The sequence below is a fragment of the Streptomyces sp. NBC_00425 genome, assembly GCF_036030735.1.
Lineage (GTDB): Bacteria > Actinomycetota > Actinomycetes > Streptomycetales > Streptomycetaceae > Streptomyces.
The window spans coordinates 4,966,760-4,992,984 of record NZ_CP107928.1; the positions used below are offsets into that span (position 1 = coordinate 4,966,760).

Sequence of the window (26,225 nt, forward strand, 5' to 3'; positions counted from 1 at the left end):
GGGCACACGGAGGGATGAGACCGCAGGGAACGCCGACGGAGAGACGCTGCAGGACAGCGGGTGCCGGTGAGGCGGGAAATCCGTGTCAGTGACGGGGGTAAGAGGTCGTCAGGAGAACGTCGGCCGGACCCGCCGACGGGTGAGTCGCACAGGCCTTGTCCACGATGTAGGCGTCGACCCGTGTGCTGTCCGATGCGTCGGGAAGCACGACGAGCAGAGCTGCCGTCCCGTGGTAGGTGCCCTCTTCGGTGGCGAGAGCCGTGTCGCTGCGTCCGATCCCCTGCTGTACGCACGACGGAACCGTGGGCTGTCGCAGGACCCGCGGCGACCCGTTGCCGGTCCCGCTGCCGGTCTCGCTGTCGGTCTCTCCGTGGATGCCCATGCTCTGCGGGGTGCGGGAGACTCCGGCCTTGGTCAGGAGAGCGGCGACCTGGCCCTCGAGCTTGCTCGTGGAGAAGGTGTCCGGCCCGGCGGTCTGCTGCGCCGAGGTGCCTGGGCTCCCGCCGTCCATGAAGGACGACACCAGGACCGAGCCGAGTCCCAGCGCCGCAGCGGTGAAGACCGCGCCGAGGACGGCTGCCCGGCGGCGACCGAGCCGCTTGCGGTTCCTGCGGTCCCTCTGGCCTTCCTGGCCCTTGTGAAGTCTCCGGCCCGGCCCCGTGGTTGCGCTGCGGGCATGCCCCGAGGGGCGGCCCGACGCCGCCGCTGTTTCACGTGAAACACCGGCCGCTTCCCCTTCCCCTTCCCCTTCCCCTTCCGCTTCTGCGTCGGCGGTGACGGAGGCGGGCGTTTCGTGGACATCGTCGGCACGGTCACCGGGGGGCGCGGCGCTCTGCAGGGCCTCGGAGGCGAGGGCGGCGTCGATACGGCGGGCGACGTCGTCCGGCATCCGCGGCGGTTCGGGCAGAGAGCCGAGGAGGCCTTGGATCTCCTCCAGCGAAGCGTGGACGTCCGCGCAGAGGGTGCAGGAGTCCAGGTGCCGGCGGACCGCGGCGCTCCGGGCGGGATCGAGAAGGCCCTCGGTGAGGTCGGAGATCTCCGCGACATCCGGGTGCCCGGTCGTGTCCGTCGTCGATGTCACGCCCGCCCACCTCCGCCCTTCACAGCAGCTGAATCGCCCGTCCCGGCGCTGTCCGGACCCTCGACGTGAGGTTCCGCTGCCGGTGGGACGGATGCCCCCTGCGCCCGGTTCCGTCCTGGACCGCTTTCTCTTCCGCCGGCCTCGGGATTCCTGTCGGCGTCACCGCCGCCCGGCCGTAGATGGGTGAGCAGGGGCAGGAGTCTCGCTCGGCCACGGGCGCAGCGGCTCTTGACCGTCCCTGTCGGCACGTCGAGCACGCGGGCGGCCTCGGCGACGGGGTAGCCCTGCATGTCCACGAGGACCAGCGCGGCCCGCTGATCGGGCGGCAGGGTGCCGAGCGCCTCGATGAGCTGGCGGTGCAGGTCGTTGCGTTCCGCAGGCGCGGATGCGGACTCGTGCGGCTCCAGCAACTGCTCGAGCCGCTCGGCGTCGTCGACCGGCGAGGTCTTGCGTGAAGCGGCCTTGCGGGCTCGGTCCAGACAGGCGTTGACCGTGATGCGGTGCAGCCAGGTCGTGACGGCTGACTGGCCTCGGAAGGTGTGCGCGGCCCGGTAGGCGGACACGAGAGCGTCCTGGACGGCGTCAGCGGCTTCCTCGCGGTCTCCCAGCGTACGCAGGGCCACCGCCCAGAGGCGGTCACGATGACGCCGCACAAGCTCCCCGAAGGCGTCCGGATCCCCCTCGACGTGAAGAGCGAGGAGGCGGGTATCGGAATCCTCGGTGCCCACGCCCCTCCAATCTGACGCCGTTCCCCCTTACAGCAACGATCCGCTCAACATACTCGCTTGGATTCTGGGCGGCAAAGGTGAACTAAAAAGGAAATATCGAACATGTGTTCTTGCCGGGAGGGGCGGGTGAACATACGCTATTCAGCGGTCAATTCAAGAGAGGTCGAACATGAGAAAAGTGTCGGTTTTATTTTCCGTTGCTGCGATATCGGCGGGGTTGCTCATGGCCTCCGCGCCGACCGCATCTGCGGCGGGCACCGGTTGCACCGTCGAAGGAGCACGGGGCAGCTGGTCCGGTAGCTGGTCGAGCAGTACGACGTTGAAGCCACTGGTGCTCTCTGTCACCGATGTCCTGGCTGACGGGCATCATCCTGCTGTCCAACTCGTGACCAGGAACAATGCGGGAGCTTATAAGTGGTGGCCTTGGCACCACGTCTACGGTGGCCTGGGCGATGACGGTTCCTGGAGCACCTCCGCGACCGATTCGTCGGGAATCGCATCGGCGACGATCAATGTCGCTGTTTTCGAAGGTGACCACGAACTCGTCAGCGGATACTGCGACTGGCAATACCGCTGACACCGGTTGATTCCGGGAAGGACGTGAGGGCGAGCCGCAAGGGCCCTCTCGCGTCCTTCTGAGCGTGCGCTCCGGCGCTCCGTCGGCTGGGAAGGGTGTTGCCGGACGACGAACCGCACGCCGCTTGCCGTCCGGCAACGCGTTGGATCAGCTCGACACCTTGATGTCGCCCACCCTCCCCCGGTACTTCCCCTCGTCGTCCAACGGAAGCTTCGTCAGCCACACGAGCAGGTACCGGGTCATGAGGGACTTGCCGGGTTTGAGTGTGACGGTGGAACCAGACCCCTCGGTCACCTTGGGATAGGCATCGAACGAGGTGGGTTCCGAGGTTGTCGCCGAGTCGGCCGCACGGAGTTCGACTGAGGTGTCGCCCACGAACGCCACGGTCACCTTCCCGACCTTCTGAACCTTGCCGAGATCCAGAATGACACCGACACCCGGCTTCAGGTTGCCCAAGCGTGAGCTCAGGTAGTGGTCCGTCTGCCAGTAAGTGGCCGCACTGCTGTCATAGGTCTTCCCTATTTCAGCCGGCTTCTCCGAATGATCGGGGCCGAACGGATCGAAATCGCGGGCACCGGTGATGGCGATCGGCTTACCGGATACAGGTTTCTGGGGTGACTTGTCGCCCTCGTCCGTCGTCTGGGTCTGGTTGGTGTCGTCGGGCTTGCTCCGGTCCATCAGGGCGTCCGCGAGCTGCCAGCTGCCGAGGCCGAGCGCGGCGATGAGGAGGGCGGAGACCGCCCACTTCAGGGCCTTGCCGGCGCGGCTCTGCAGCGGAGGCGGCGGCACCGGCACCCGCTGTGTGGCGCCCGGGTGCGGCGCGGGGCGGCCGTAGGTGCCCTGTTGGTACGTCGTGCGCTGGTATTCCGGCGGTGCGGTGAACGCCGGCTCCGGCGGGCGGATGCGGGGCATCTCGCCGATCGCCTTCACCAGCTCCTCCGGCGTGGTGCAGGCGGCCTCGTGCCGGGAGGCGGTCGCGCCGTCGTTGACGAGCGCGCGCATGGACAGCTCCGACAGCCCGCGGTGGACGCCGGCGCGCACCTGGTCGGGGGCGATCAGCCCGACGTCCTTCGGCAGGCCGGACAGCCCGTAGGCGTCGTTCTCGTAGGGCCAGCGCTGGGTGAGCGCCGCGTAGAGCAGGGCGCCGATCGCCTCGGTGTCGGTGCGCTGCGGGGTGTCGGTGGCGACGCCGCGCAGGGCGGCGTTCACGGCGAGGCCGCGGATGCGCCACTGCCCCGAGGAGGTGCGCAGCACGGCGTTGGGGTTCAGCCGCAGATGCGACAGGCCTTCGCGGTGTGCCGCGGCCATCGCGGAGGCGATCTGACTGACCATCTGGTAGGCGTCGTGCGGCTCCAGCGGACCGGCCGCGAGCAGCGCGGTCAGTTCGGTGGCGTCGGGCAGCCACTCGTGGACCACGTAGACGAGGTCGTTCTCCTCGACGGCGTCCAGCACCTGGACGAAGCGCGGATCGCCGAGCAGGGCGGAGGAGCGGGCCGCGGCCAGCACCGAACGAGCCCGTGAGTGGTCCGCGGGCAGGATGTGGACGCCCACGGCCCGGCGGAGTTTCTCGTCGACCGCACGCCAACTGCTGAAACCGTCCAGACGGGTGACGCACTCTTCGAGGCGGTAGCGTCTGGCGAGCTTGTGACCGCTGTGCAGTTCTGGCGGTGAGGCCTTTCCGGGATGTTCCGTCCCGCCGCTCCCCTGTGCCTCGTCGCTGTCCGTGTCCTGCTCCCCGTTCTTGACCACCCCGTCGGCCGTGGACTGGTCCGCTTGTGCGGTCAGCGGCTCGTCACCGCTGTTGTCTGCCACGTCGACGGCAGCTGTGCTCCGTTCCGCCACCGTCGTTCCTGCCTCCCCATCCATTGCGCGCCGTCCGACCCCGTGCGCGCCGTCCGACGCCGAACCCAATTGTGCCCACAGTCCGCCGCTATGCACGACACGCGGCGGCGGGCGATGGTTGTGCGACTACCCCTTGTCTCAGCGACCCAGGCGTCCGCGCACCATACCGACGAGCGAGTTGAGCTCCTCGATGCGCATGCGGCGGGCGGCGACGAAGAAGACGCCGAGCAGCAGCGCCCCGCCGGCCAGCAGCGCGGCGAACGAGCCGAGGACACCCTGACCGAGGCTGTGGCCGATGGCGTAGCAGGCCGCGCCGCTGATCAGGGCGGCCGGTACGGAGGCGATGCACAGACGGGCGTACGTGCGCAGGACGTGGGAGCCGTCGAGGTCGCCGCCCAGCCGCTTGCGCAGCCGGTTCCAGGCGACGCCGACGCCGATGGCGTACGCCAGGCCGTAGGAGGCCGCCATGCCGACCACCGCCCAGCGGGCGGGGAGGACGAAGTAGCAGACCGCCGAGGCGCTCGCGTTGACCGCGGCCACGATGACCGTGTTGTAGAACGGGGTGCGGGTGTCTTCGTAGGCGTAGAACGCGCGCAGGACGACGTACTGCACGGAGTAGGGGATCAGGCCGAGGCCGAAGGCCATCAGCATGAACCCCATGTTCGTGGCCTCACGGGTACCCGAGGAGCCGAAGATCAGCGTGCACATCGGGATGCCGAGCGCGAGGAAGCCGAACGCGATCGGCACGATCGCGACCGCGGTGGTGCGCAGGCCCTGCGAGATGTCGTCGCGGACGGCGCCGCCGTCGCCCTCTGCGGCCGAGCGGGAGATGCGGGGCAGCAGCGCGGCCATCAGGGAGACGGTGATGATGGCCTGCGGCAGACCCCAGATGAGCTGGGCGTTGGCGTAGGCGGCGAAGCCGGTGCCGTCGACCGGCGAGTCCTCGCCGGCGGACGTGGACAGCTGGGAGACGACGAGCGCGCCGGCCTGGTTGGCCAGGACGAACAGCACGGTCCACTTGGCGAGGGTCGCCGCCTTGCCGAGGCCGTGGCCCTTCCAGTCGAAGCGCAGCCGCAGCCGGAACCCGGTCTCGCGCAGATACGGGATCATCGCGAGGGCCTGCACGACCAGCCCGAGCAGGATTCCTGCGCCGAGGAGCCGCTCGGCCTCCGGCGGGATGGTCGTGACCTTCATGCCCGAGTCGGCGGAGGTGCCGTAGACATAGATGAACATGCCCAGCGTCACGATGATGACGATGTTGTTGAGGACCGGCGTCCACATCATCGCGCCGAACTTCCCGCGCGCGTTGAGGATCTGACCCATCACCACGTGGACGCCCATGAAGAAGATCGAGGGCAGGAAGTAGCGGACGAAGGTGACGCCGACCTCGTTGGCCGCCGGGTTGCTGGCCACCGAGTCGGACAGCAGACGGATCAGGACGGGCGCGGCGGCGATCGCGGCGACGGTGAGCACGCCGAGCGCCACCATGACCAGGGTGAGCAGCCGGTTGGCGAAGGCCTCGCCGCCGTCCTCGTCCTCCTTCATGGCGCGCACGAGCTGCGGCACGAAGACGGAGTTGAGTCCGCCGCCGACGGTCAGGATGTAGATCATCGTCGGCAGCTGGTAGGCGACCTGGAAGGTGTCGCCGAGGACACCGACGCCCAGTGCGGAGACGATCAGTGCGGAACGGACGAAGCCGGTGAGGCGGGAGACCATCGTGCCCGCCGCCATGACGGCGCTGGACTTCAGCAGACCCGCGGCGCGTCCGCCCTTCTTCGAGGCGGCCGCGGTGTCGGGCACGGGTGCGGCGTCGGGCGTGGCGGTGAGGTTCATCGTCTGGTCCACCGCGGGGGACGGGGACGCCGGGGCCTGGTAGCGGGCAGCCGCGGACGGGCCGCCGGGCGCCTGGGCGGGGCCCGGCACAGCCGGGGGCTCCGCCGAGCCGGCCTGCTGCGGGGGACCGCTGTGCTGCTGGTCCCGGAAGAGGTGGGCGAAGGCGTCGGGCTGGTGCTGCTGCTCGCCGGAGTGCGTCACCAGGTCGTCGACGCCGACGAACCGGGTGGTGCGAGGGTCGTCGCCGTAGGGCAGGTACTGGGTGGGGCCTTCCGGCTCGGGCGCCGGGGTCTGGGCCCACATACGCGGATCGGGGGCGTACGGGGACTGCGCAGGCGTGCCGTACAGCGGCTGGGGCGGCTGGTGGGCGCCCGGGGGCGGCGGCGGGTGCGCGGCACGGTCGTAGAGGGCCTCGGCGACCGGGTCCTGTGCGGTGAGGTCCTGGGACCGGTAGGGATCCTGGTCGTAGGCGTCCTGGAGGTACATGTCCGCGGGGTGCTGCGGCGGCACCTGCCCGTTCTCGGGCGGCATGCCCTCGGGAGGGCCCGAGCCGCCCGCGGCCTGGCCGCGGTCACCCTCGTACGGCGCGTTCATGGTTACCCCACCTCATCGTCCCGGGCCCACCGGCCACGACATCCTCAACGGTCCACTCTCTCACCCGTGCCGGGCGGGTCCGCGCTTTCCGCTGCGGTGTCCGGGGTCCCGTCACTCGGCTGCTGCGGGCCGTCCGCCCCCGTCGGGACGCCGGAGTCCTCGCCGGCGTGACCCACGGAATCCCCGGGATCCTCCGGGCCGGCGGCGGGCTCGCCCGACGCGTCGGAACCGGCGTCCGGGCCGGCCTCACCGGTCTCTTGGGCCTCGCCCGGCTGCTCGGCCCGCCGGGCCGCGGCGCGTTTGCGCTGGGTGTACATGCGGAAGCCCGCCAGCACGAGGAGCAGGACGCCGCCGCCGATGACCAGCATCACCGTGGCCGTGATCTCGGTGACCTTCACCTCGAAGGCGACCGCCTTGCCGTACTTCTGTCCGTCCTCGGTGTACAGCTGCGCGATCACCCGCGTCTGGCCGTTGACGTTGGCCGACGTGGGGAACTTCACCGTCGACGTGTGCCCGCCGGAGACGGTGACGCGCTGCTCGGCGTAGTCGTAGCCGCCGATCTCCAGACGGGTCGGGTTGGTCGACGTGAGCCGCAGAATCAGGTGGTCGACGCCCTGCACCAGGTTGTTCTGCACGGTCACCGGGATGGTGGCGCTGCGCCCGGAGAGCTTCGTGTCCGACTTGTCGATCAGCTTCACCTGGCCGGTGAGCGTGTCGAGGTACGCCCGCACGCTCTGCCGGAACGCGCTCGCGGCGGTGCTGCGGCCTCGCCAGGACGTGGACATCTCGCGGTTTATGGCCCGCCCGAAGGGGGTCACCACGCGGGCTTCCCGGGCGAGGATCACCTTGAAGTTGTCGAGTTCTTCCTGGGTCTCGGCCATCTGCTCGAAGGCCGACCGGGGCAGCTGCTGCTTGCGCAGCGCGGAGGGGTACGCCTTCTTCGGCGGGACCGTGGTGCTGGCGCGCGGATCGGGCTTGGTCTTGGCGGCCGCCGTGAGCGGCTGGGACTGCGACCAGGTGCCGGTCTGGAGCGTCGTGAGGGCCTGCGCCAGAGCCCGGGCCTGGGCGGCGGTCTGCATGCGCTGCGGGGCGACGACGATGCTGCGCTGCTTGTCCGTCTGCAGGTTCAGCTCGAGGCTCTGGGCGAGGAACTGCTGCACGGCGAGCGTGGTCGCGGAGGCCCTCGTCAGATCGCCCTGGAACGCCGTCGACAGCCGTGCGTCCGCCACCACCGCCGTGATGCCGCCGCCGATCGGCCGGGCCGCGGACGGCGTGTACGACAGGTCGCCGTCCGTCAGGCTGTCGCTGCGCGCGATCACCTTGTCGGCCCCGGCGGAGGTGGCGACCTTCACGATCGAGGGGTCGACGGCGCCTTCCACCGGCCAGGCGTAGTCGGTGCTCGGGGTCACGTGGAGCACCGTCTCCACCGTGGTGGCGGCGACGTCGGTGGCGGCCTTGAGCTGGTTCAGCGAGCCGGTGACGCCGGTGCCGTTGTGCGCGAGCGAGGCCAGGTCGGGGTCGGCGAAGGGCAGCGCCACGACTTCCTTGCCGGTCACCGCGCTCTGCAGATCGGCGAGCCACTGCTTGGCGACCGCCTGCCGGGTGCCGGCCGTGGTGGTGTCGCCCTCGCCGCGGATCCGGTAGCTGCCGGTCATGGCGTCGACGGACGCCAGCAGGTCGGGGTCGATCACCCAGGTGACGTCGAGGTCCCTGCCGAGGCTCAGGAGCTGGTCGAGGCGGCCGCCGGGAGCGATCTCACGGGCCAGGTCGTCGTTGAGGAAGACCGGCGTCTGCTGGGCGTTCGAGCCGGTCTCCGCCGTCATGTGGACGCTGGACGTCAGCGGCCACAGCACGGTCGTCCGGGTGCGGGTGTCCGCGGCGTCGGGCTGCCACGGCAGGAAGGTCCGCTGGACGCCCAGCACCTGCTCCCACCGCCTGGCCGACGTCTCGCCGGACAGGGTGACGCTCAGCGGGTAGACGCCGTCCTTGTCGAGGTCGAGCTTGTCGACCGGGACGGCGATGGTGAAGTGCTCGGCGACGCCCGGCGCGAGCTCGGCGAACGCGGCGACGTACTTGCCGCCCACCTCGGCGCCGTCGGCGGGGAGGGCGTCCGCGTGGTCGGCGGCACTGTCGATCGCCGAGCGGGTGGTGAGCGGTGAACCCACGCTCAGGCCCACGTGGGCGTCGGTGACCGCCTGCTTGCCCTTGTTGGTGACCGTGCCGGAGACGGTCACCGTGTCCCCGTCGCCGGGAGCGGCGGGGGTGAGCGAGTCGACGGCGACGGCGACGGTTCCCGCGTCGGAGGAGTCCTTGGCGACGGACTGGCCGGCGGCCTGCGCGGGCAGCTGAAGGAGACCGGCCAGCAGAGGCGCCCCGGCGAGCAGTGCGCCGGTGCGCCGCAGCCACCGGCGGGCAGGTGAGGGATGCATCCCCGGGAAGTCTGCCGCCTCGGCCACGCGTTCGTCCGTCCCTCGTCGTCGTCAGTGGTCGTCGGAATGTGCGTCCACGCATGGTAACGATGCGCGCTGAGGGGAAGTGCCGCGGAGTGCGCCACAAGATCGTGAAAGAACGGTGGGCCGTCCGCTGTGTGCCGGTATGCAGTCGGACATTCTTGGAGAGGCTTATAGGCAGCAAAAACCGGGTTTGCACCCTTACTCCAGGGTACGTCCGGCGGCACCGAAACAGGGCGGCCTAGGCTCGCCGGGCCACGTACCCTCTTCTGTTGTGCCGAACGCCAACGAAGACAACCTCAGCGCCCTGAGCCAGGTGCAGCACCGTGCGGTGAGCGAACTCCTGCGGGTCGCCCCTGTCGCCGACGATCTCGCCCGCCGTTTCCAGGAGGCCGGGTTCTCCCTCGCCCTGGTCGGCGGCTCGGTCCGGGACGCGTTGCTCGACCGGCTCGGCAACGATCTGGACTTCACGACGGACGCCCGGCCCGAGGACGTCCTGAAGATCGTGCGCCCCTGGGCGGACTCCGTGTGGGAGGTCGGGATCGCCTTCGGCACCGTGGGGCTTCAGAAGGAGGCCCGCGTCGAAGGCGTCGACCGGTGCTTCCAGATCGAGGTCACCACCTACCGTTCGGAGGCGTACGACCGCACCTCGCGCAAGCCCGAGGTGTCGTACGGGGACTCCATCGAGCAGGACCTCGTTCGGCGCGACTTCACCGTGAACGCCATGGCTGTCGCGCTGCCCGAGAAGGAGTTCATCGACCCGCACGGCGGACTCGGCGACCTCGCGGCCCGGGTTCTGCGTACTCCGGGCACGCCGGAGGAGTCCTTCTCGGACGACCCGCTGCGCATGATGCGCGCCGCCCGATTCGCCGCCCAGCTGGACTTCGAGGTCGCTGCCGAGGTCGTCACGGCGATGACGGAGATGGCCGGCCGTATCGAGATCGTCTCGGCCGAGCGGGTACGGGACGAGCTGAACAAGCTGATCCTCTCCGCGCACCCGCGCAAGGGACTGGCCCTGCTGGCCGACACCGGCATCGCCGGTCATGTGCTGCCCGAGCTGCCCGCCCTGCGGCTGGAGAGCGACGAGCACCACCGGCACAAGGACGTCTACGAGCACACGTTGATCGTCCTCGAGCAGGCGATAGACCTGGAGGAGGACGGCCCCGACCTCGTGCTGAGGCTCGCGGCGCTGCTGCATGACATCGGCAAGCCGCGCACCCGCCGCTTCGAGAAGGACGGCCGCGTCTCGTTCCACCACCACGAGGTGGTCGGAGCGAAGATGACGAAGAAGCGCATGACGGCCCTGAAGTACTCCAACGAGCTGGTGAAGGACGTCTCACGGCTGGTCGAACTCCACCTGCGCTTCCACGGGTACGGCATGGGCGAGTGGACGGACTCCGCGGTGCGTCGCTACGTCCGGGACGCCGGATCGCTCCTGGAGCGCCTCCACAAGCTGACCCGCTCGGACTGCACCACGCGGAACAAGCGCAAGGCGGTATCGCTCTCGCGGGCGTACGACGGACTGGAGGAACGCATCGCCCAGCTGAAGGAGAAGGAGCAGCTGGACGCGATCCGCCCCGACCTCGACGGCAACCAGATCATGGAGATCCTGGGCGTCGGCCCTGGCCCCGCCATCGGCAACGCGTACAAGCATCTGCTGGAGCTGCGCCTGGAGCACGGGCCGATGGAACACGACGCGGCCGTGAACGCCCTCAAGCAGTGGTGGGCCGAGCAGGGCTGAGATCGCGACGCGGGTCATGTTTCACGTGAAACATGACCCGGAGCGGTCTGGCCGCCGGACGTGAGAAGGGGCGGTGTTTCACGTGAAACACCGCCCCTTCGTGCACTGCCTTACTTCTTCGCGTAGTCCTTCAGGCAGAGCAGGAAGTTGCTGCCGTCGCCGGTCTCCGTGTACGAGTACTGGAAGTCCTTGGCCTCGGCCTTGCACTTGCTGTCGGCCGTGAGCTCCGTGAACGTGCCCTTGACCTTCGCGAGCACGATGTACTGCGCCTGCGACGAGTCGCACTTGACGACCTCGAGGTCGGGGTCGTTGTCGCTGCTGCTGCCGCGGTGCATGCAGTCGCCGACCGCTGCCGTGTTGGCGTCGTCCTGGCTCGATATGTAGGCGAAGATGGCCGCACCGATGACCGCGACCACGATGACGATGTTCTTGATCAGCTTGAAGCTGACCTTGCGGCGCGGCGGCTCGGGAGGAACGGCGCCGTAGGGAGCAGCACCCGGCTGGGGGTAGCCGCCCTGCGGCGGGTAGGGCGCCTGGCCCTGGGGCTGGCCGTAGGGCTGCTGGCCCTGCTGCGCAAACGGGTTCTGGCCCTGGGGCGGCGGAGTCGACACTTGGGGGTCCCCCTAGAAACTTAGGTGTGGCGCGAAATCACTCGCGAAGTAAGACGCACGTAAGTTACCGGGCCCCACTGACAACGCCGTACCTGAGGGGGAGTCTGTGTCATTCATGTGACACACGGCGACGTACAAAGCGGGCCATAGCGCAAGCATTTGCTCCGTAGATAACGGAGATCGTGACCACCAGCGCAGCGGAACGGCCGTCAGGCGGCAGCATCAGGGCGGAGATTGCGGCGGCGCCGACGAACGCGACGTTGAACAGAACGTCGTAGAAAGAGAAGATCCGGCCGCGGAAGCCGTCCTCCACACGGGACTGGACGACGGTGTCGGTGGCGATCTTCGCGCCCTGGGTGGCCAGCCCCAGCACGAACGCGGCGACGAACGCGGCGGTCCGGGCGAAGGGGAGCATCAGCAGGGGTTCCAGGACCATGGCCGCCGCGGAGCAGACGACGATCCAGCGGAGTGGGCCCAGCCGTCCCACCGCCGCGGGCGTCACCACCGCCGCGACGAAGAAGCCGGCTCCGGAGACGCCCACCGCGACCCCCAGCAGGGCCAGCCCGTCGTCCGGGTCGGACGACCAGGCGTACCGGCACAGCATCAGCACCATGACGGTCAGTGCGCCGTAGCAGAACCGCATCAATGAGATCGAGACGAGCGCCCATGCGGCCTCGCTGCGCCGCGGCTCGGACAGATGCCGCACGCCGGCCGAGAAGCCGCGGACGGTGCCTCTGAGCGCGGCGGCCAGTGGGGGCCGGGCCGGCGCACGGTCGGGCCCGAGCAGATCCGCTGCCATGGACAGGGACATGAGCGCGGCGCACAGGTACAGCGCGCACGCCAGCAGCACCACCGCTGCATCGGAGTCCGCGACCACGAGCCGGACGACGAAGGCGAGACCACCGCCCGCGACGGCTGCCAGCGTCCCGGCCGTCGGCGAAAGGGAGTTGGCCATCACCAGGCGCTCGCCGTCGACCACGCGCGGAAGGGCCGCGGACAGTCCGGCGAGGACGAAGCGGTTGACCGCGGTGACGCACAGCGCGGAGGCGTAGAAGAGCCAGTCGGGCACCTGGCCGACCATCAGGGCGGCGGTCGCGGACGCCAGCAGAGCGCGCAGCAGGTTGCCGTGGAGCAAGACCTGCCGACGTCGCCAGCGGTCCAGGAGGACGCCGGCGAAGGGGCCGACCAGTGAGTAGGGCAGAAGCAGGACCGCCATGGCGGAGGCGATCGCGGTGGCCGACGTCTGCTTCTCCGGGGAGAACACGACGTAGGTGGCGAGCGCGACCTGGTAGACGCCGTCCGCGCTCTGGGAGAGCAACCGCACGGCGAGCAGGCGACGGAAGTTCCCGAAGCGCAGCAGGACGCGCAGATCACGGACGACGGCCATGGGCACAGCTTCACACAAGGGAAGGGTCCCCGGGTCGGATGACCCGGGGACCCTTCTCAGCCCTGGCAGGAGCGAATTTCCGTGCGGGGTCGGACTAGCGCTCGACCTCGCCGCGGATGAACTTCTCGACGTTGGCGTAGGCCTCGTCGTCGAAGTACTGGACCGGCGGGGACTTCATGAAGTAGCTCGACGCCGACAGGATCGGGCCGCCGATGCCGCGGTCCTTCGCGATCTTCGCGGCGCGCAGGGCGTCGATGATGACACCCGCGGAGTTCGGGGAGTCCCACACCTCGAGCTTGTACTCGAGGTTCAGGGGGACGTCACCGAAGGCACGGCCCTCGAGGCGGACGTACGCCCACTTGCGGTCGTCCAGCCAGGCCACGTAGTCCGAGGGGCCGATGTGGACGTTCTTCTCGCCCAGATCGCGGTCGGGGATCTGCGAGGTGACGGCCTGCGTCTTCGAGATCTTCTTGGACTCGAGGCGGTCGCGCTCCAGCATGTTCTTGAAGTCCATGTTGCCGCCGACGTTGAGCTGCATGGTGCGCTCGAGTCGGACACCGCGGTCCTCGAACAGCTTCGCCATCACACGGTGCGTGATGGTGGCGCCGACCTGGGACTTGATGTCGTCGCCGACGATCGGGACGCCCGCCTCGGTGAACTTGTCCGCCCACTCCTTGGTGCCGGCGATGAAGACCGGGAGGGCGTTGACGAACGCGACCTTGGCGTCGATGGCGCACTGGGCGTAGAACTTCGCCGCGTCCTCGGAGCCGACGGGCAGGTAGCAGACGAGGACGTCGACCTGCCGGTCCTTGAGGATCTGGACCACGTCGACCGGGGTCTCGGCGGACTCCTCGATGGTCTCGCGGTAGTACTTGCCGAGACCGTCCAGGGTGTGGCCGCGCTGGACCGTGACGCCCTTGCTCGGGACGTCGCAGATCTTGATGGTGTTGTTCTCGCTGGCGCCGATGGCGTCCGAGAGGTCGAGGCCGACCTTCTTCGCGTCGACGTCGAAAGCCGCGACGAACTCGACGTCACCGACGTGGTAGTCCCCGAACTGCACGTGCATCAGGCCCGGCACCTTGGTCGCCGGGTCGGCGTCCTTGTAGTACTCGACGCCCTGCACCAGCGATGCCGCGCAGTTGCCCACGCCGACGATGGCTACGCGAACCGAACCCATTCCGGTTGCTCCCTGTGTGTACGTGTGAGGCCCTGAGTGGGCGCTCACGTGGCGGTGTCGTCGGGCGAATCCGCCCCGGGGGTGTCCCCGGGACGGGGCAGGACGCCCGTCGATCCAGATGTGGTGTTCTGCTGAGCGGGCCCCCCGGAGTCGGAACCCTTCAGGTCCCGTCCGGCCCGCTCGCTCTCGATGAGCTCGTTCAGCCAGCGCACTTCGCGCTCCACGGACTCCATTCCGTGGCGCTGGAGCTCGAGCGTGTAGTCGTCGAGGCGCTCCCGTGTGCGCACCAGGGAGGCGCGCATCTTCTCGAGACGCTCCTCCAGCCGGCTGCGGCGGCCCTCCAGCACGCGCATGCGCACATCACGTGACGTCTGCCCGAAGAAGGCGAAACGAGCGGCGAAGGTCTCGTCCTCGTACGCGTCGGGACCGGTCTGTGAGAGCAGTTCCTCGAAGTGCTCCTTACCCTCCGCCGTCAACCGGTAGACGATCTTGGCGCGCCGCCCGGTGAGGGGAGCGGCGAGGGCGTCCTCGGAGGTGTGCCCCGGCTCTTCGATCAACCAGCCGTTGGCGACCAGCGTCTTGAGGCAGGGGTAGAGCGTGCCGTAGCTGAACGCACGGAACACGCCCAGTGATGTGTTGAGCCGTTTGCGCAGCTCATAGCCGTGCATCGGGGACTCGCGGAGCAGCCCGAGGACGGCGAACTCGAGAATCCCGGAACGCCGGCTCATCGTCGCCTCCCCTCGGTCCGCCTCGGCTTATCTCGCTCTGATGTATCGACTCGATACATCACGACGATAGAACGGCCTTCCGGAAGGGACAAGAGGAGAAACGGTGAACGGGATCACATCCCCGATTAGTTGGAGGCAGGTTGTCTGATTTGGGCTGAACTTTGGGGCTGGGTAGGTTTTGGCGGTGCGTAGTCTGTGCGCCATGCAGACCACCGGGACCGATGAGACGCCGGGGGGCGTCGAGGTCCTCGGTGCAGTACGGGTGAATGCGCGACCGACCGCGTCCGTACTTTGGGGGGACAGGAAACCAGCCGCCTTTTCCAGGCGCGCACGGATGCGCCTGCCCGAGGAGTAATCGTTCGATGAGCGAGCACCGTCGCAAACCGCCGCAGCCGCAGGGAGGCGGACGTGCCGCGGCCCGACGCGGCCAGTCCGGTCCGTCCTCCGGCCGCCGCGCGGCACCGCGAGGCGCCACCGGATCTCCCTCCGACTACGGCTTGGGGCAAGGGGCCGGAGGCGAGGAGCAGCCGTTCGGCAGCCGCGCCGACGCCCGGCGCGCGCCCCAGAGGAACGCGGGCGGCCGGCGTAGAGCAGCCGAGCCCGCGGGAGGCCGCCGTGGCGGCTCCACCGGCCCGGGCCGGGGCAGAGGGCGTGCCACGCCCGACCGGAAGCGTCTGGTCGACTACCCGCGCGCCGGGAAGGACGGCTGGCAGCGCTGGGTGCCGTCCTGGAAGCTCGTCACCGGACTGTTCGTCGGTTTCGTCGGCAGCCTCGTGGCCGTGGCCGGCATCGGGTACGCGATGGTGGGCATCCCGGACATCGCCAAGACGGCGACGGCCCAGAACAACGTCTACTACTGGAAGGACGGCAGCCAGATGGTTGCCACCGGTGGGGAGACGAACCGGCAGAACATCGACCTCTCGCAGATCCCTGAGGAGATGCGCTGGGCGGTGATCTCGCAGGAGAACAAGACCTTCTACGACGACAGCGGCATCGACCCCAAGGGCATCGCCCGCGCCGTGTTCAACATGGCCAGGGGCGGACAGACGCAGGGTGGATCCACGATCACCCAGCAGTACGTCAAGAACGCGATGCTCAACGACCAGTCGCAGACGATCTCCCGCAAGTTCAAGGAGATCTTCGTGTCCATCAAGGTGGGCGCCGAGGTCGACAAGAACCAGATCATGGCCGGCTACCTGAACTCGGCGTACTACGGGCGCAACGCCTACGGCATCCAAGCCGCGGCGCGCGCCTATTTCGACAAGGACGCGATCAAGCTCAACCCGGGTGAGTGCGCCTTCCTGGCCGCAATGCTCAAGGGCGCCACGTACTACGACCCGGCCGGCGCCACCTCTGTCGACCCGGTCGGCGCCACGCCCGCCGCCAACAGCAAGCGGGCCCTGCGCCAGATGCAGGACACGCTCGACAAGATGGTCGAGTACGACCATCTGGACGCTTCGGTGCGGGCCAAGTACATGACCCTGCCCGCGTGGGAGAACCCCCGGTCGAACACCGACCTCAAGGGCCAGGTCGGCTATCTCGTCGACCTCGCCAACGGATACCTGGTCACCAACAGCAAGAAGACCGGGATCACCCAGGACTCGCTGCAGCAGGGCGGCTACTCGATCTACACGACCTTCGACAAGGACAAGGTCACGAAGCTCGAGGACGCGGTCAAGAAGGTCCAGAAGGACAACATCAAGCCGAAGCAACGCCCGGACACCGACACCCACGTGCAGTTCGGCGGGGCGTCCGTGGAACCGTCCACAGGCGCCATCCGGGCCGTCTACGGCGGTGAGGACGCCACCAAGCACTTCACCGACAACGCCGACCAGACCGGCGCGCAGGTCGGTTCGACGTTCAAGCCGTTCGTGCTGGCGGCCGCGATGACCTGGGGCGTGCGCGATCCGGATCAGGGGTCGTCGCAGGCGCAGGACGAGCGCACCATCGTCTCGCCGAAGAGCCTGTTCAGCGGCAAGAACAAGCTAAAGATCGAGAACTATGACGGCACGGTCTGGAAGAACGAGAAGGGCGAGGAGTGGCTGCAGACGAACGACGGCAACGTCTCCCTCGGTACTCCGCCCAAGTTCAAGATCGACCTGCGTGAGGCCATGCGCGAGTCGGTGAACTCCGCCTTCGTGCAGCTGGGCATGGACGTCGGGCTGGAGAAGGTGAAGGACTCCGCGATGAAGGCGGGTCTGAAGCCGTCCAGCCTGACCAACAGCGGCTTCCCGTCGTTCTCCATCGGCATCTCCGACCCGAGCGCGATCCGGATGGCGGGCGCCTACGCCACCTTCGCCGCCAGTGGCAAGCAGCGCGATCCGTACTCCGTGGAGAAGGTCACCAGCGAGAAGGGTCAGATCTTCACGCACGAGAACGAGACGAATCAGGCATTCACCGACAAGGTCGCCAACAACGTCACGGACGTGCTGAAGACCGTGGTCGAGAAGGGCACCGGCACCAACGCCCAGCTGCCCGGCCGAGAGGTCGCGGGCAAGACCGGTACCACCGACGGCAACAAGTCGGCCTGGTTCGTGGGCTACACCCCGCAGCTGTCGACCGCGGTGAGCATGTTCCGCTACGACGACGACGAGTCGAACAAGAACCGTACGTTCCTGAAGATGTTCGGAACGGGTGGCCAGAAGAAGATCCACGGTGCCTCGTTCCCGGCGCAGATCTGGCACGACTACATGGCCGAAGCGTTGAAGGGCACCCCGGCGAAGGACTTCCCGGAGCCCGAGCCCATCGGCGAGGTCGTGAACGCGGAGCCGTCGCCGTCGCCGTCGCCGTCGGCTTCCGAAACCGAGGAAGAGCAGCCGTCGCCGTCGCCGTCGCCCAGTGAGCCCTCGATCGAACCCTCGCCCTCCACGTCGGAGACCTGCAACCGCTTCTTCGGCTGCGACGGCGAAAGCAACGGCGGGACGAACAACGGGAACGGAAACGGCGGCAATGGCGGCAACGGCGGTAACGGCGGTAACAGCCCATCGCCGACCACGTCGGAGACCCAAGGCGACAACAGAGGCACCGGGTTCTTCGGCGGCCCAGCCGGTTAGCCGTAGATCGGCCGGCGCGCAGTCCGGCTTGGGTGTTTCACGTGAAACATGCGCATGTTTCACGTGAAACGAGGGCCGCTCCACCGCACCAGGTGGAGCGGCCCTCGGCGTTTACCTAGGTCTGTACGGCAGGATGTCGCCCATGCCCAGTGCAGAATCGACGCCGGCCCGCGTGAATGAGCCCGATCCGGTAAAGCCGACCAGCGACGACCCGGTGGCCGCGGCCGGCAGTGAGCTGATCGGCGGCCCCCTCGGCCGACGAGCCCTGCTGGGGACGTCCTGGTGGACGCCCGTGCGGATCATCGCGCTCGTGGCGATCGGGATGTTCGCCCTAGGACTGATCCAGAAGGCGCCCTGCTACAACGGCGGCTGGTTCTTCGGCGCCAGCTCCCAGTACACGCACGCCTGCTACTCGGACATCCCGCACCTCTACCAGGGGCGCGGATTCGCCGACGGACTCGTGCCGTACTTCGACAAGCTCCCCGGCGACATGGACTACCTCGAGTACCCGGTGCTGACCGGTGTGTTCATGGAGGTGGCCGGCTGGCTGACGCCGGGCAGCGGCAGCATCCAGCACCAGGAGCAGTGGTACTGGATGGTCAACGCCGGGATGCTGATGGCGTGCGCCGCCGTCATCGCCGTGTGTGTGACCCGGACGCACGCGCGGCGGCCGTGGGACGGCCTGCTGGTCGCTCTGGCGCCCGCCGTCGCGCTGACCGCGACCATCAACTGGGACCTGCTGGCGGTCGCCCTGACGGCCCTGGCCATGCTCATGTGGTCCCGGGGGCGGGCGCTGGCGTTCGGCCTCCTGCTGGGGCTCGCCACAGCCGCCAAGCTCTACCCGGTCTTCCTGCTCGGTCCGCTGTTCGTCCTGTGCTGGCGTGCCGGGAAGTGGCGGGACTTCGGCAAGGCGCTGGGAGGCGCCGCCGTGGCCTGGCTCGTGGTGAACCTGCCGGTCATGCTCTTCGCCTTCGAGGGATGGTCCAAGTTCTACCGGTTCAGCCAGGAGAGGGGCGTCGACTTCGGCTCCTTCTGGCTGATCCTGGCCCAGAACTCCAGCGACCCGCTCACCACCGACAGCGTCAACACGCTCGCCACGCTCCTGGTCGTGCTGTGCGCCGTGGGCATCGCGGCGCTCACGCTGACCGCGCCGCGCCGGCCCCGCTTCGCTCAGCTGGCCTTCCTGATCGTCGCGGCCTTCATCCTGACCAACAAGGTCTACTCACCGCAGTACGTCCTGTGGTTGGTGCCGCTGGCGGTGCTCGCCCGGCCGAAGTGGCGGGACTTCCTGATCTGGCAGGCGTGCGAGGTCGTGTACTTCCTGGGCATCTGGATGTACCTCGCGTACACGACCAGCGGCGACGCCCACAAAGGCCTGCCGACCGACGGCTATCACTGGGCCATCGGCGTCCACCTGTTGGGGACGCTCTATCTGTGCGGCGTGGTGGTGCGCGACATCCTGATGCCGGAACGGGACGTCGTGCGTCTGGGCGGCGACGACGATCCCTCGGGCGGGGTGCTCGACGGAGCGGAGGACGTCTTCGTCCTGGGCTCGGCGGCCCATCCGCCCCGGCACGCTTCCCACTTCGACGGCCCCCAGGTGGACTGGGGCAAGCAGGAGGTCATCGACAGTTCGCCGTGAGCGAACATCGCGCCGGGTGGACGTGACAGAGGCCGTACGCGGTGGTTCCGCGTACGGCCTCTGTGCTGTCCGTAGGCCGCTCAGCGGTCCACGAGCCGGTCGAACTGGGTGGTGGTGTGCCGCAGATGGGCCACCAGCTCGTCGCCGACGTGCGGCTCCGGCGCGTCCGACGGCACGAACAGGATGGACACCTGCATGTGCGGCGGCTCGGCGAACCAGCGCTGCTTGCCGCCCCAGACGAACGGCGAGAGGTTCCGGTTCACGGTGGCGAGACCGGCGCGTGCGACGCCCTTGGCGCGCGGCATGACGCCGTGCAGGGCCTTGGGGGCCTCCAGGCCCACCCCGTGCGACGTACCGCCCGCCACGACCACCAGGAAGCCGTCGGAGGCGGCCTTCTGCTGCCGGTAGCCGAAGCGGTCCCCCTTGGCGACCTTGGTGACGTCCAGGACCGCGCCGCGGTACTCGGTGGCGTCGTGGTCCCCGAGCCACAGCCGCGTGCCGATCCGGGCGCGGAAGCGGGTCTGCGGGAACTGCTGCTGCAGCCGGGCGAGTTCGTCCGCCTTGAGGTGGCTGACGAACATCGTGTGCAGCGGCAGACGGGCCGCCCGCAGCCGGTCCATCCAGCCGATGACCTCCTCGACGGCGTCGGAGCCGTCGGTGCGGTCCAGCGGCAGGTGGATGGCGAAGCCCTCCAGCCGGACGTTCTCGATGGCCGAGTGCAGCTGCGGCAGGTCCTGCTCGCTGATGCCGTGGCGCTTCATCGACGACATCACCTCGATGACCACACGGGCCCCCACGAGGCCGTACACGCCGTCGACCGACGAGACCGAGCGCACGACCCGGTCGGGCAGCGGGACGGGCTCCTCACCGCGCCGGTAGGGCGTCAGCACCAGGAGGTCGCCGCCGAAGAAGTCCTTGATGCGCGCGGCCTCGTACGTCGTGCCGACGGCGAGGACGTCCGAACCCAGCCGGGTGGCCTCCTCCGCCAGCCGGTCGTGCCCGAAGCCGTAGCCGTTGCCCTTGCAGACCGGTACGAGCCCCGGGAACTGCTCCTGCACGTGCTTGTGGTGCGCCCGCCAGCGCGCGGTGTCGACGTAGAGCGTGAGCGCCATGGCCGGACCTGGGACCTTTCTCGTGGCTGCGGTTGTGGGGGAAGTGCGTCAGAGGTGTCAGAGGTGTCGAAGACATGCAAGCACTGAACGTGACTGACGTCAGCGGCGCGACATGTAGATGTCGAGTGCCTTGTGGAGCAGCTTGTTCAGCGGGAAGTCCCACTCGCCGAGGTACTCGGCCGCCTGGCCGCCGGTGCCGACCTTGAACTGGATCAGGCCGAAGAGGTGGTCGGTCTCGTCCAGCGAGTCGGAGATGCCGCGCAGGTCGTAGACGGTGGCGCCGAGCGCGTAGGCGTCGCGCAGCATGCGCCACTGCATGGCGTTCGACGGACGGAACTCACGGCCGATGTTGTCGGAGGCGCCGTAGGAGTACCAGACGTGTCCGCCGACGATCAGCATCGTGGCCGCCGAGAGGTTCACGCCGTTGTGGCGGGCGAAGTACAGCCGCATCCGGTTGGGGTCCTCGGAGTTGAGGGCCGTCCACATGCGCTGGAAGTACGACAGCGGGCGCGGCCGGAAGTGGTCGCGCACGGCCGTGATCTCGTACAGCCGCTGCCATTCCTCGAGGTCGTGGTAACCGCCCTGGACGACCTCGACGCCGGCCTTCTCGGCCTTCTTGATGTTGCGGCGCCACAGCTGGTTGAAGTTCTTGTGGACCTCTTCGAGGGAACGGTTCGCCAGCGGCACCTGGTAGACGTAGCGCGGCTGGACGTCGCCGAAACCGGCTCCGCCGTCCTCGCCCTGCTGCCAGCCCATGCGGCGCAGCTTGTCGGCCACCTCGAAGGCCCGCGGCTCGATGAAGTCGGCTTCGATGTCGCGCAGCCGCTTCACGTCCGGGCTCTGGATGCCGGCCTTGATGGAGGTGGCCTCCCAGCGGCGGATGATCACCGGCGGACCCATCTTCACCGAGAACGCGCCCTGCTGCTTGAGGTGCGCCAGCATCGGTTCCAGCCACTCGGTGAGATTCGGCGCGTACCAGTTGATGACCGGGCCCTCGGGCAGATAGGCCAGGTAGCGCTTGATCTTGGGCAGCTGGCGGTAGAGGACGAGACCCGCGCCGACCAGTTCCCCGGTCCGCTCGTCGAACCAGCCGAGGCTCTCCGAGCGCCACTCGGCCTTGACGTCGGCCCAGGCCGGAACCTGCATGTGGCTCGCCGACGGCAGGCTCTGGATGTATGCCAGATGCTGCTCGCGGCTGATCGTCCTCAGGGTCAGGCTCATTCGGGGCGCTCCTCGGGCTGGTGTGTCCCCATCCGTTCAGGGGCTCCGGCTCTCGCGCCGAAGCCTACTGCGCCTTTCGAGCGGCCTGACTGGGCGTAGGGAACCTGCGCCCCGGCCCGTGCGCGGCCGGGGCGTTCCGTGTGGGTTCGTGGGTGTTCCGGGTGTCCTACGGGACGCAGGGGACCCGGGGCGCCGCGACCGGCGGCGCCGGCCGGGTCACCAGAGTCCGCCGAAGAGGCCGCCGTGCGCCATGCCGATGAAGAAGCCGAAGCCCGCGGCGCCGAGACCCAGGATCAGACCGAAGCGTTCACGGGTGGTCTCTGAGACCCACTGCCCGTACGCGCCCGTCAGGATCCCGACCAGGCCGGTCCAGGAGCTGAGCAGATGCAGGCTGTGGAAGAACGACGTGATGAAGGCCGTCAGTCCGAGCACCAGCGTCACCGCGAGCAGCGCGTCCTGGAGCGGATGGGGTCTGCCGTCGGTGGCGAAGAGAGATCCGGCGGTATTGGGTCGCAATGCCTGTGCCATACGGCACCTCCTGCGGAAGGCGGCGCATCGTAGCGCCATACACACCCGACGTGTACAGATTGACGGTCACCCACGCCGGATTTCAACCGGAAGCGTGTGTGCAGGTAGTCTGTACCCTCTGCACCGGTGTCTGCCCAGGCCATGCCAGGGAGTCCGCCCAGCTCAGATCGAGGATGTCGCCAGCCGACCCCCGATTGTCAGTGGCGGCCGATACCGTTGCGTACGCATCACAACCCTCCTGCCACGGATCGACCGTGGCCGCTGAGTCCAAAGGAGGTGGGTTCCACATGCGTCACTACGAGGTGATGGTCATCCTCGACCCCGATCTCGAGGAGCGCGCTGTCTCCCCGCTGATCGAGAACTTCCTCTCCGTCGTCCGTGAGGGCAACGGAAAGGTCGAGAAGGTCGACACCTGGGGCCGTCGTCGTCTCTCGTACGAGATCAAGAAGAAGCCCGAGGGCATCTACTCGGTCATCGACCTGCAGGCCGAGCCTGCGGTCGTCAAGGAGCTCGACCGCCAGATGAACCTGAACGAGTCGGTCCTCCGGACCAAGGTCCTCCGCCCCGAGACCCACTGAGCTCACGCTCAGCTGATCTCGGGATTCCGAGTAGCAGCACCAGCAGCCAGCAGCAAACCCGCCGAGAGGTTCCCCCATGGCAGGCGAGACCGTCATCACGGTCGTCGGCAATCTTGTCGACGACCCCGAGCTGCGCTTCACCCCCTCCGGTGCGGCGGTCGCGAAGTTCCGTGTCGCGTCCACTCCCCGCACCTTCGACCGTCAGACGAACGAGTGGAAGGACGGCGAGAGCCTGTTCCTGACCTGCTCGGTCTGGCGTCAGGCGGCGGAGAACGTCGCGGAGTCGCTCCAGCGAGGCATGCGCGTCATCGTGCAGGGCCGGCTGAAGCAGCGGTCCTACGAGGACCGTGAGGGCGTCAAGCGCACGGTCTACGAGCTGGACGTCGAGGAAGTCGGCGCCAGCCTGCGCAGTGCCACGGCCAAGGTCACCAAGGCTTCCGGCCGAAGTGGCCAGGGCGGCCAGGGTGGTTACGGCGGCGGCGGTGGCGGCCAGGGTGGCGGCGGCTGGGGTGGAAACTCCGGCGGCGGCCAGCAGGGCGGCGGCGGCGCTCCCGCCGAAGACCCCTGGGCGACCGGCGCTCCCGCCGGTGGCAACCAGGGCGGCGGTGGCGGCCAGGGTGGCGGCGGCTGGGGTGGAAACTCCGGCGGCGCCAGCGGCGGCGGCTACTCGGACGAACCCCCCTTCTAGGCCTTCGGGCCCGGTTGTCCGGGCCCGATCGGGTCGAAGGCGGGTCGTATCCCAACTTCTTGATCACACAGGAGAAACACCATGGCGAAGCCGCCTGTGCGCAAGCCTAAGAAGAAGGTCTGCGCTTTTTGCAAGGACAAGGTCACGTACGTGGACTACAAGGACACGAACATGCTGCGGAAGTTCATTTCCGACCGCGGCAAGATCCGTGCCCGTCGCGTGACCGGCAACTGCACGCAGCACCAGCGTGACGTCGCCACGGCCGTCAAGAACAGCCGTGAGATGGCGCTGCTGCCCTACACCGCCCAGGCGCGATAAGGGAAGGGTGACCGACAAATGAAGATCATCCTCACTCACGAGGTCTCCGGCCTCGGCGCCGCGGGCGACGTCGTCGACGTCAAGGACGGCTACGCTCGCAACTACCTGATCCCGCGGAACTTCGCGATCCGTTGGACCAAGGGTGGCGAGAAGGACGTCGAGCAGATCCGTCGTGCTCGCAAGATCCACGAGATCCAGACCATCGAGCAGGCCAACTCTGTGAAGGCCCAGCTCGAGGGCGTCAGGGTTCGTCTGGCCGTCCGCTCCGGCGACGCCGGTCGTCTCTTCGGTTCCGTCACCCCGGCCGACGTCGCCTCGGCGATCAAGGCTTCCGGTGGCCCCGAGGTCGACAAGCGCCGCATCGAGCTCGGCTCGCCGATCAAGACCCTGGGCGCTCACGAGACGTTCGTGCGTCTGCACCCCGAGGTTGCCGCCAAGGTCAACATCGAGGTCGTCGCGGCCTGATCGCTGCGCTCGCCCGGCTCGCAAAGCTGGGGCTTGAGAGCTGGGAAGGGGCCGTACCCATCGGGTGCGGCCCCTTCCGCTTGCCTGTTTCACGTGAAACCCGGCTGGGCGACTACAACCCTCGGTTTCACGTGAAACGGTCAGCGGGTCGCACCGGTGATGACCCAGCGCCCTGAGCGGGCCCGCAGCCAGAGGGTGAGCATCCGCACGGCCATCATCAGCGTCATCGCTCCCCATACCGCGGTCAGACCACCGCCGAGGACCGGCACCAGCAGTGCCACGGGGGTGAAGACAGCCAGCGTGGCCACCATCGCCCAGGCCAGATAGGGGCCGTCTCCCGCACCCATCAGCACTCCGTCCAGTACGAACACGATCCCGCAGAGGGGCTGGGCGAGTGCCACCAGGAGCAGAGCGGGCAACGCGGCGTCCTTCACGGCCTGGTCGCCGGTGAACAGCGGAAGGAAGAGCGGCCGGGTGACGACGACCAGCAGGCCGAGTGCCACACCCACGGCGATGCCCCACTCGACCATGCGGCGGCAGACGTCCCGGGCGCCTTGGGGATCGTCGGCCCCCAGGTAGCGCCCGATGATGGCCTGTCCGGCGATGGCGATGGCGTCGAGGGCGAAGGCGAGCAGGCTCCACAGGCCCAGAGCGATCTGATGGGCCGCGATGTCGTCGTCCCCGAGGCGGGCGGCCACGGCGGTGGCGATCATCAGAATCGCTCGCAGGGACAGCGTTCGGACGAGCAAGGGGGCTCCGGCCTGCGCCGACGCCCGGATTCCGGCGGCGTCGGGCCGCAGTGACGCACCATGACGGCGGGCTCCCCGGACCACCACGGCGAGGTAGACGACGGCCATGGCCCACTGGGCGATGACGGTGCCCCAGGCGGATCCGGCGATGCCGAGATCCGCACCGTAGACGAGAGCCACGTTCAGTGCGGCGTTGGCGACGAATCCACCGACGGCGACGTAGAGAGGTGTCCTCGTGTCCTGAAGTCCGCGCAGTACTCCTGTCGCCGCCAGGACGACGAGCATGGCCGGGATGCCGAGGGCCGAGACGCGCAGATAGGTCGTGGCGTACGGTGCGGCCGTGTCCGATGCGCCGAAGAGGCCTACGAGGGACGGGGCGCAGGGCAGGACGGTAATGATCACGGCGGTGCCCAGCACGAGTGCCAGCCAGATGCCGTCCATGCCCTGCCGGATGGCGGCCGGGAGGTCACCGGCGCCGACGCGGCGGGCAACGGCGGCGGTGGTGGCGTAGGCGAGGAAGACGAAGACGCTGACGGCGGTCGTGAGGAGGGCGGAGGCGATGCCGAGTCCGGCCAGTTGGGCGGTGCCGAGATGACCGACGATCGCGCTGTCGGCCAGGACGAAGAGCGGCTCGGCGACGAGTGCGCCGAACGCCGGCACGGCCAGTGCGAGGATCTCGCGATCATGCCGTCGCCGGGGGGCCTTGGCGGGCGCGGGAGCCTGTGTCATGAGCACTAATCTAATCGTCCACAGGTAAGAGACGCAATTGTGTTGTGACCCTTACTCGGCGTTGCGTCCCACTCCTTCTCGCGCGTCGTTCGAAGGGATCTTGGTCCGACCGGGCAACTTTTTCTTCTGCACAGCCGGTGGACGGGGAAGTCGCAGCTCAGGAGGGGTGGTCGAGAAAAATCGAGGGCTTGTTCACAGGCCTGTCCACCGGGTCGTGCACAGGTTTGGCGGAGTTCTCCACAGCATCGGGGCCGTCGTCCACATGGCCTGTGGATAACCAGATTGGCTGACGGTGCCCGCGGGCCTACCGTGGTCCGGCGCCCGCTCCGTCCGTCGGCCGGTGAAAGCTCACAAAACCGACGCATCACAAGCGGAGTTGGGCATCTCAATTGT

The 26,225-nt window shown here is 68.6% G+C and carries 21 protein-coding genes; 7 read left to right on the forward strand and 14 right to left on the reverse strand.

Annotation, left to right across the window (positions count from 1 at the left end):
• Positions 1-85 precede the first annotated feature (85 nt).
• From OHS82_RS21375 to OHS82_RS21400, 6 genes are all read right to left on the reverse strand, one after another.
• Positions 86-1,081 carry an anti-sigma factor family protein gene (locus OHS82_RS21375; protein ID WP_328434303.1) on the reverse strand — a complete coding sequence of 332 codons (996 nt, stop codon included), beginning with the start codon at positions 1,079-1,081 and terminating at the stop codon, positions 86-88.
• Positions 1,078-1,809 (reverse strand): RNA polymerase sigma factor SigM, encoded by a 732-nt coding sequence (gene sigM, locus OHS82_RS21380; protein WP_057576615.1) that lies wholly within the window; start codon positions 1,807-1,809, stop codon positions 1,078-1,080. Before sigM ends, OHS82_RS21375 begins: the two co-directional genes overlap by 4 nt.
• Positions 1,810-1,962: 153 nt before the next feature.
• Positions 1,963-2,154: a hypothetical protein gene (locus OHS82_RS21385; protein ID WP_157876305.1), complete on the reverse strand. Its 192-nt coding sequence runs from the start codon at positions 2,152-2,154 to the stop codon at positions 1,963-1,965.
• Positions 2,155-2,533: 379 nt separating this feature from the next.
• Positions 2,534-4,228 carry a protein kinase family protein gene (locus tag OHS82_RS21390; RefSeq protein WP_057576613.1) on the reverse strand — a complete coding sequence of 565 codons (1,695 nt, stop codon included), beginning with the start codon at positions 4,226-4,228 and terminating at the stop codon, positions 2,534-2,536.
• A 138-nt stretch (positions 4,229-4,366) separates the two neighbouring features.
• Complete coding sequence (murJ, locus tag OHS82_RS21395; RefSeq protein ID WP_328434304.1) at positions 4,367-6,655, reverse strand: murein biosynthesis integral membrane protein MurJ; 2,289 nt, start codon at positions 6,653-6,655, stop codon at positions 4,367-4,369.
• 44 nt (positions 6,656-6,699) lie between these two features.
• Positions 6,700-9,111 carry a DUF6049 family protein gene (locus tag OHS82_RS21400; protein ID WP_328434305.1) on the reverse strand — a complete coding sequence of 804 codons (2,412 nt, stop codon included), beginning with the start codon at positions 9,109-9,111 and terminating at the stop codon, positions 6,700-6,702.
• Between the two features lie 268 nt (positions 9,112-9,379).
• Here OHS82_RS21400 and OHS82_RS21405 point away from each other — a divergent pair, with 268 nt between their 5' ends.
• Entirely contained in the window at positions 9,380-10,846 is a 1,467-nt protein-coding gene (locus OHS82_RS21405) for a CCA tRNA nucleotidyltransferase (protein WP_328434306.1), read from the forward strand.
• Between the two features lie 110 nt (positions 10,847-10,956).
• On the opposite strand, the gene OHS82_RS21410 is transcribed toward OHS82_RS21405, so the two are convergent.
• The 4 genes from OHS82_RS21410 to OHS82_RS21425 all read right to left on the reverse strand — a co-directional run bounded on the left by OHS82_RS21410 (position 10,957) and on the right by OHS82_RS21425 (position 14,749).
• A complete protein-coding gene (locus OHS82_RS21410) occupies positions 10,957-11,457 on the reverse strand; it encodes an LppU/SCO3897 family protein (RefSeq protein ID WP_057576605.1) in 501 nt (166 codons plus the stop codon).
• A gap of 109 nt (positions 11,458-11,566) precedes the next feature.
• Complete coding sequence (locus OHS82_RS21415; RefSeq protein WP_057576602.1) at positions 11,567-12,844, reverse strand: MFS transporter; 1,278 nt, start codon at positions 12,842-12,844, stop codon at positions 11,567-11,569.
• 94 nt (positions 12,845-12,938) lie between these two features.
• On the reverse strand, positions 12,939-14,021 hold the full coding sequence (locus OHS82_RS21420) for an inositol-3-phosphate synthase (RefSeq protein WP_057576600.1): 1,083 nt from the start codon (positions 14,019-14,021) through the stop codon (positions 12,939-12,941).
• A gap of 44 nt (positions 14,022-14,065) precedes the next feature.
• Entirely contained in the window at positions 14,066-14,749 is a 684-nt protein-coding gene (locus OHS82_RS21425) for a PadR family transcriptional regulator (protein ID WP_057576597.1), read from the reverse strand.
• A gap of 362 nt (positions 14,750-15,111) precedes the next feature.
• Here OHS82_RS21425 and OHS82_RS21430 point away from each other — a divergent pair, with 362 nt between their 5' ends.
• Together OHS82_RS21430 and OHS82_RS21435 are read left to right on the forward strand one after the other, a co-directional pair.
• The gene (locus OHS82_RS21430) at positions 15,112-17,802 is read left to right on the forward strand and encodes a transglycosylase domain-containing protein (RefSeq protein WP_079041072.1); all 2,691 of its coding nucleotides are present in this window, start codon (positions 15,112-15,114) and stop codon (positions 17,800-17,802) included.
• A gap of 142 nt (positions 17,803-17,944) precedes the next feature.
• Positions 17,945-19,444 carry a glycosyltransferase family 87 protein gene (locus OHS82_RS21435; RefSeq protein WP_057576596.1) on the forward strand — a complete coding sequence of 500 codons (1,500 nt, stop codon included), beginning with the start codon at positions 17,945-17,947 and terminating at the stop codon, positions 19,442-19,444.
• 80 nt (positions 19,445-19,524) lie between these two features.
• On the opposite strand, the gene OHS82_RS21440 is transcribed toward OHS82_RS21435, so the two are convergent.
• The 3 genes from OHS82_RS21440 to OHS82_RS21450 all read right to left on the reverse strand — a co-directional run bounded on the left by OHS82_RS21440 (position 19,525) and on the right by OHS82_RS21450 (position 22,305).
• Positions 19,525-20,556, reverse strand: a complete 1,032-nt coding sequence (locus tag OHS82_RS21440) for an alanine racemase (RefSeq protein ID WP_057576594.1) — start codon at positions 20,554-20,556, stop codon at positions 19,525-19,527.
• 99 nt (positions 20,557-20,655) lie between these two features.
• A complete protein-coding gene (gene femX / locus OHS82_RS21445) occupies positions 20,656-21,777 on the reverse strand; it encodes a peptidoglycan bridge formation glycyltransferase FemX (RefSeq protein WP_057576592.1) in 1,122 nt (373 codons plus the stop codon).
• Positions 21,778-21,993: 216 nt separating this feature from the next.
• Entirely contained in the window at positions 21,994-22,305 is a 312-nt protein-coding gene (locus OHS82_RS21450) for a hypothetical protein (RefSeq protein ID WP_057576590.1), read from the reverse strand.
• A gap of 287 nt (positions 22,306-22,592) precedes the next feature.
• Between OHS82_RS21450 and rpsF the strand changes: the two genes are divergently transcribed.
• From rpsF to rplI, 4 genes are all read left to right on the forward strand, one after another.
• Positions 22,593-22,883 carry a 30S ribosomal protein S6 gene (gene rpsF / locus OHS82_RS21455; RefSeq protein ID WP_006604399.1) on the forward strand — a complete coding sequence of 97 codons (291 nt, stop codon included), beginning with the start codon at positions 22,593-22,595 and terminating at the stop codon, positions 22,881-22,883.
• Between the two features lie 76 nt (positions 22,884-22,959).
• Positions 22,960-23,571, forward strand: a complete 612-nt coding sequence (locus OHS82_RS21460) for a single-stranded DNA-binding protein (RefSeq protein ID WP_057576587.1) — start codon at positions 22,960-22,962, stop codon at positions 23,569-23,571.
• A gap of 81 nt (positions 23,572-23,652) precedes the next feature.
• Positions 23,653-23,889 carry a 30S ribosomal protein S18 gene (gene rpsR / locus OHS82_RS21465; RefSeq protein ID WP_020130672.1) on the forward strand — a complete coding sequence of 79 codons (237 nt, stop codon included), beginning with the start codon at positions 23,653-23,655 and terminating at the stop codon, positions 23,887-23,889.
• An 18-nt stretch (positions 23,890-23,907) separates the two neighbouring features.
• The gene (rplI, locus tag OHS82_RS21470) at positions 23,908-24,354 is read left to right on the forward strand and encodes a 50S ribosomal protein L9 (protein ID WP_057576585.1); all 447 of its coding nucleotides are present in this window, start codon (positions 23,908-23,910) and stop codon (positions 24,352-24,354) included.
• Between the two features lie 140 nt (positions 24,355-24,494).
• On the opposite strand, the gene OHS82_RS21475 is transcribed toward rplI, so the two are convergent.
• Complete coding sequence (locus tag OHS82_RS21475) at positions 24,495-25,832, reverse strand: MATE family efflux transporter (protein ID WP_057576583.1); 1,338 nt, start codon at positions 25,830-25,832, stop codon at positions 24,495-24,497.
• Positions 25,833-26,225 lie beyond the last annotated feature (393 nt).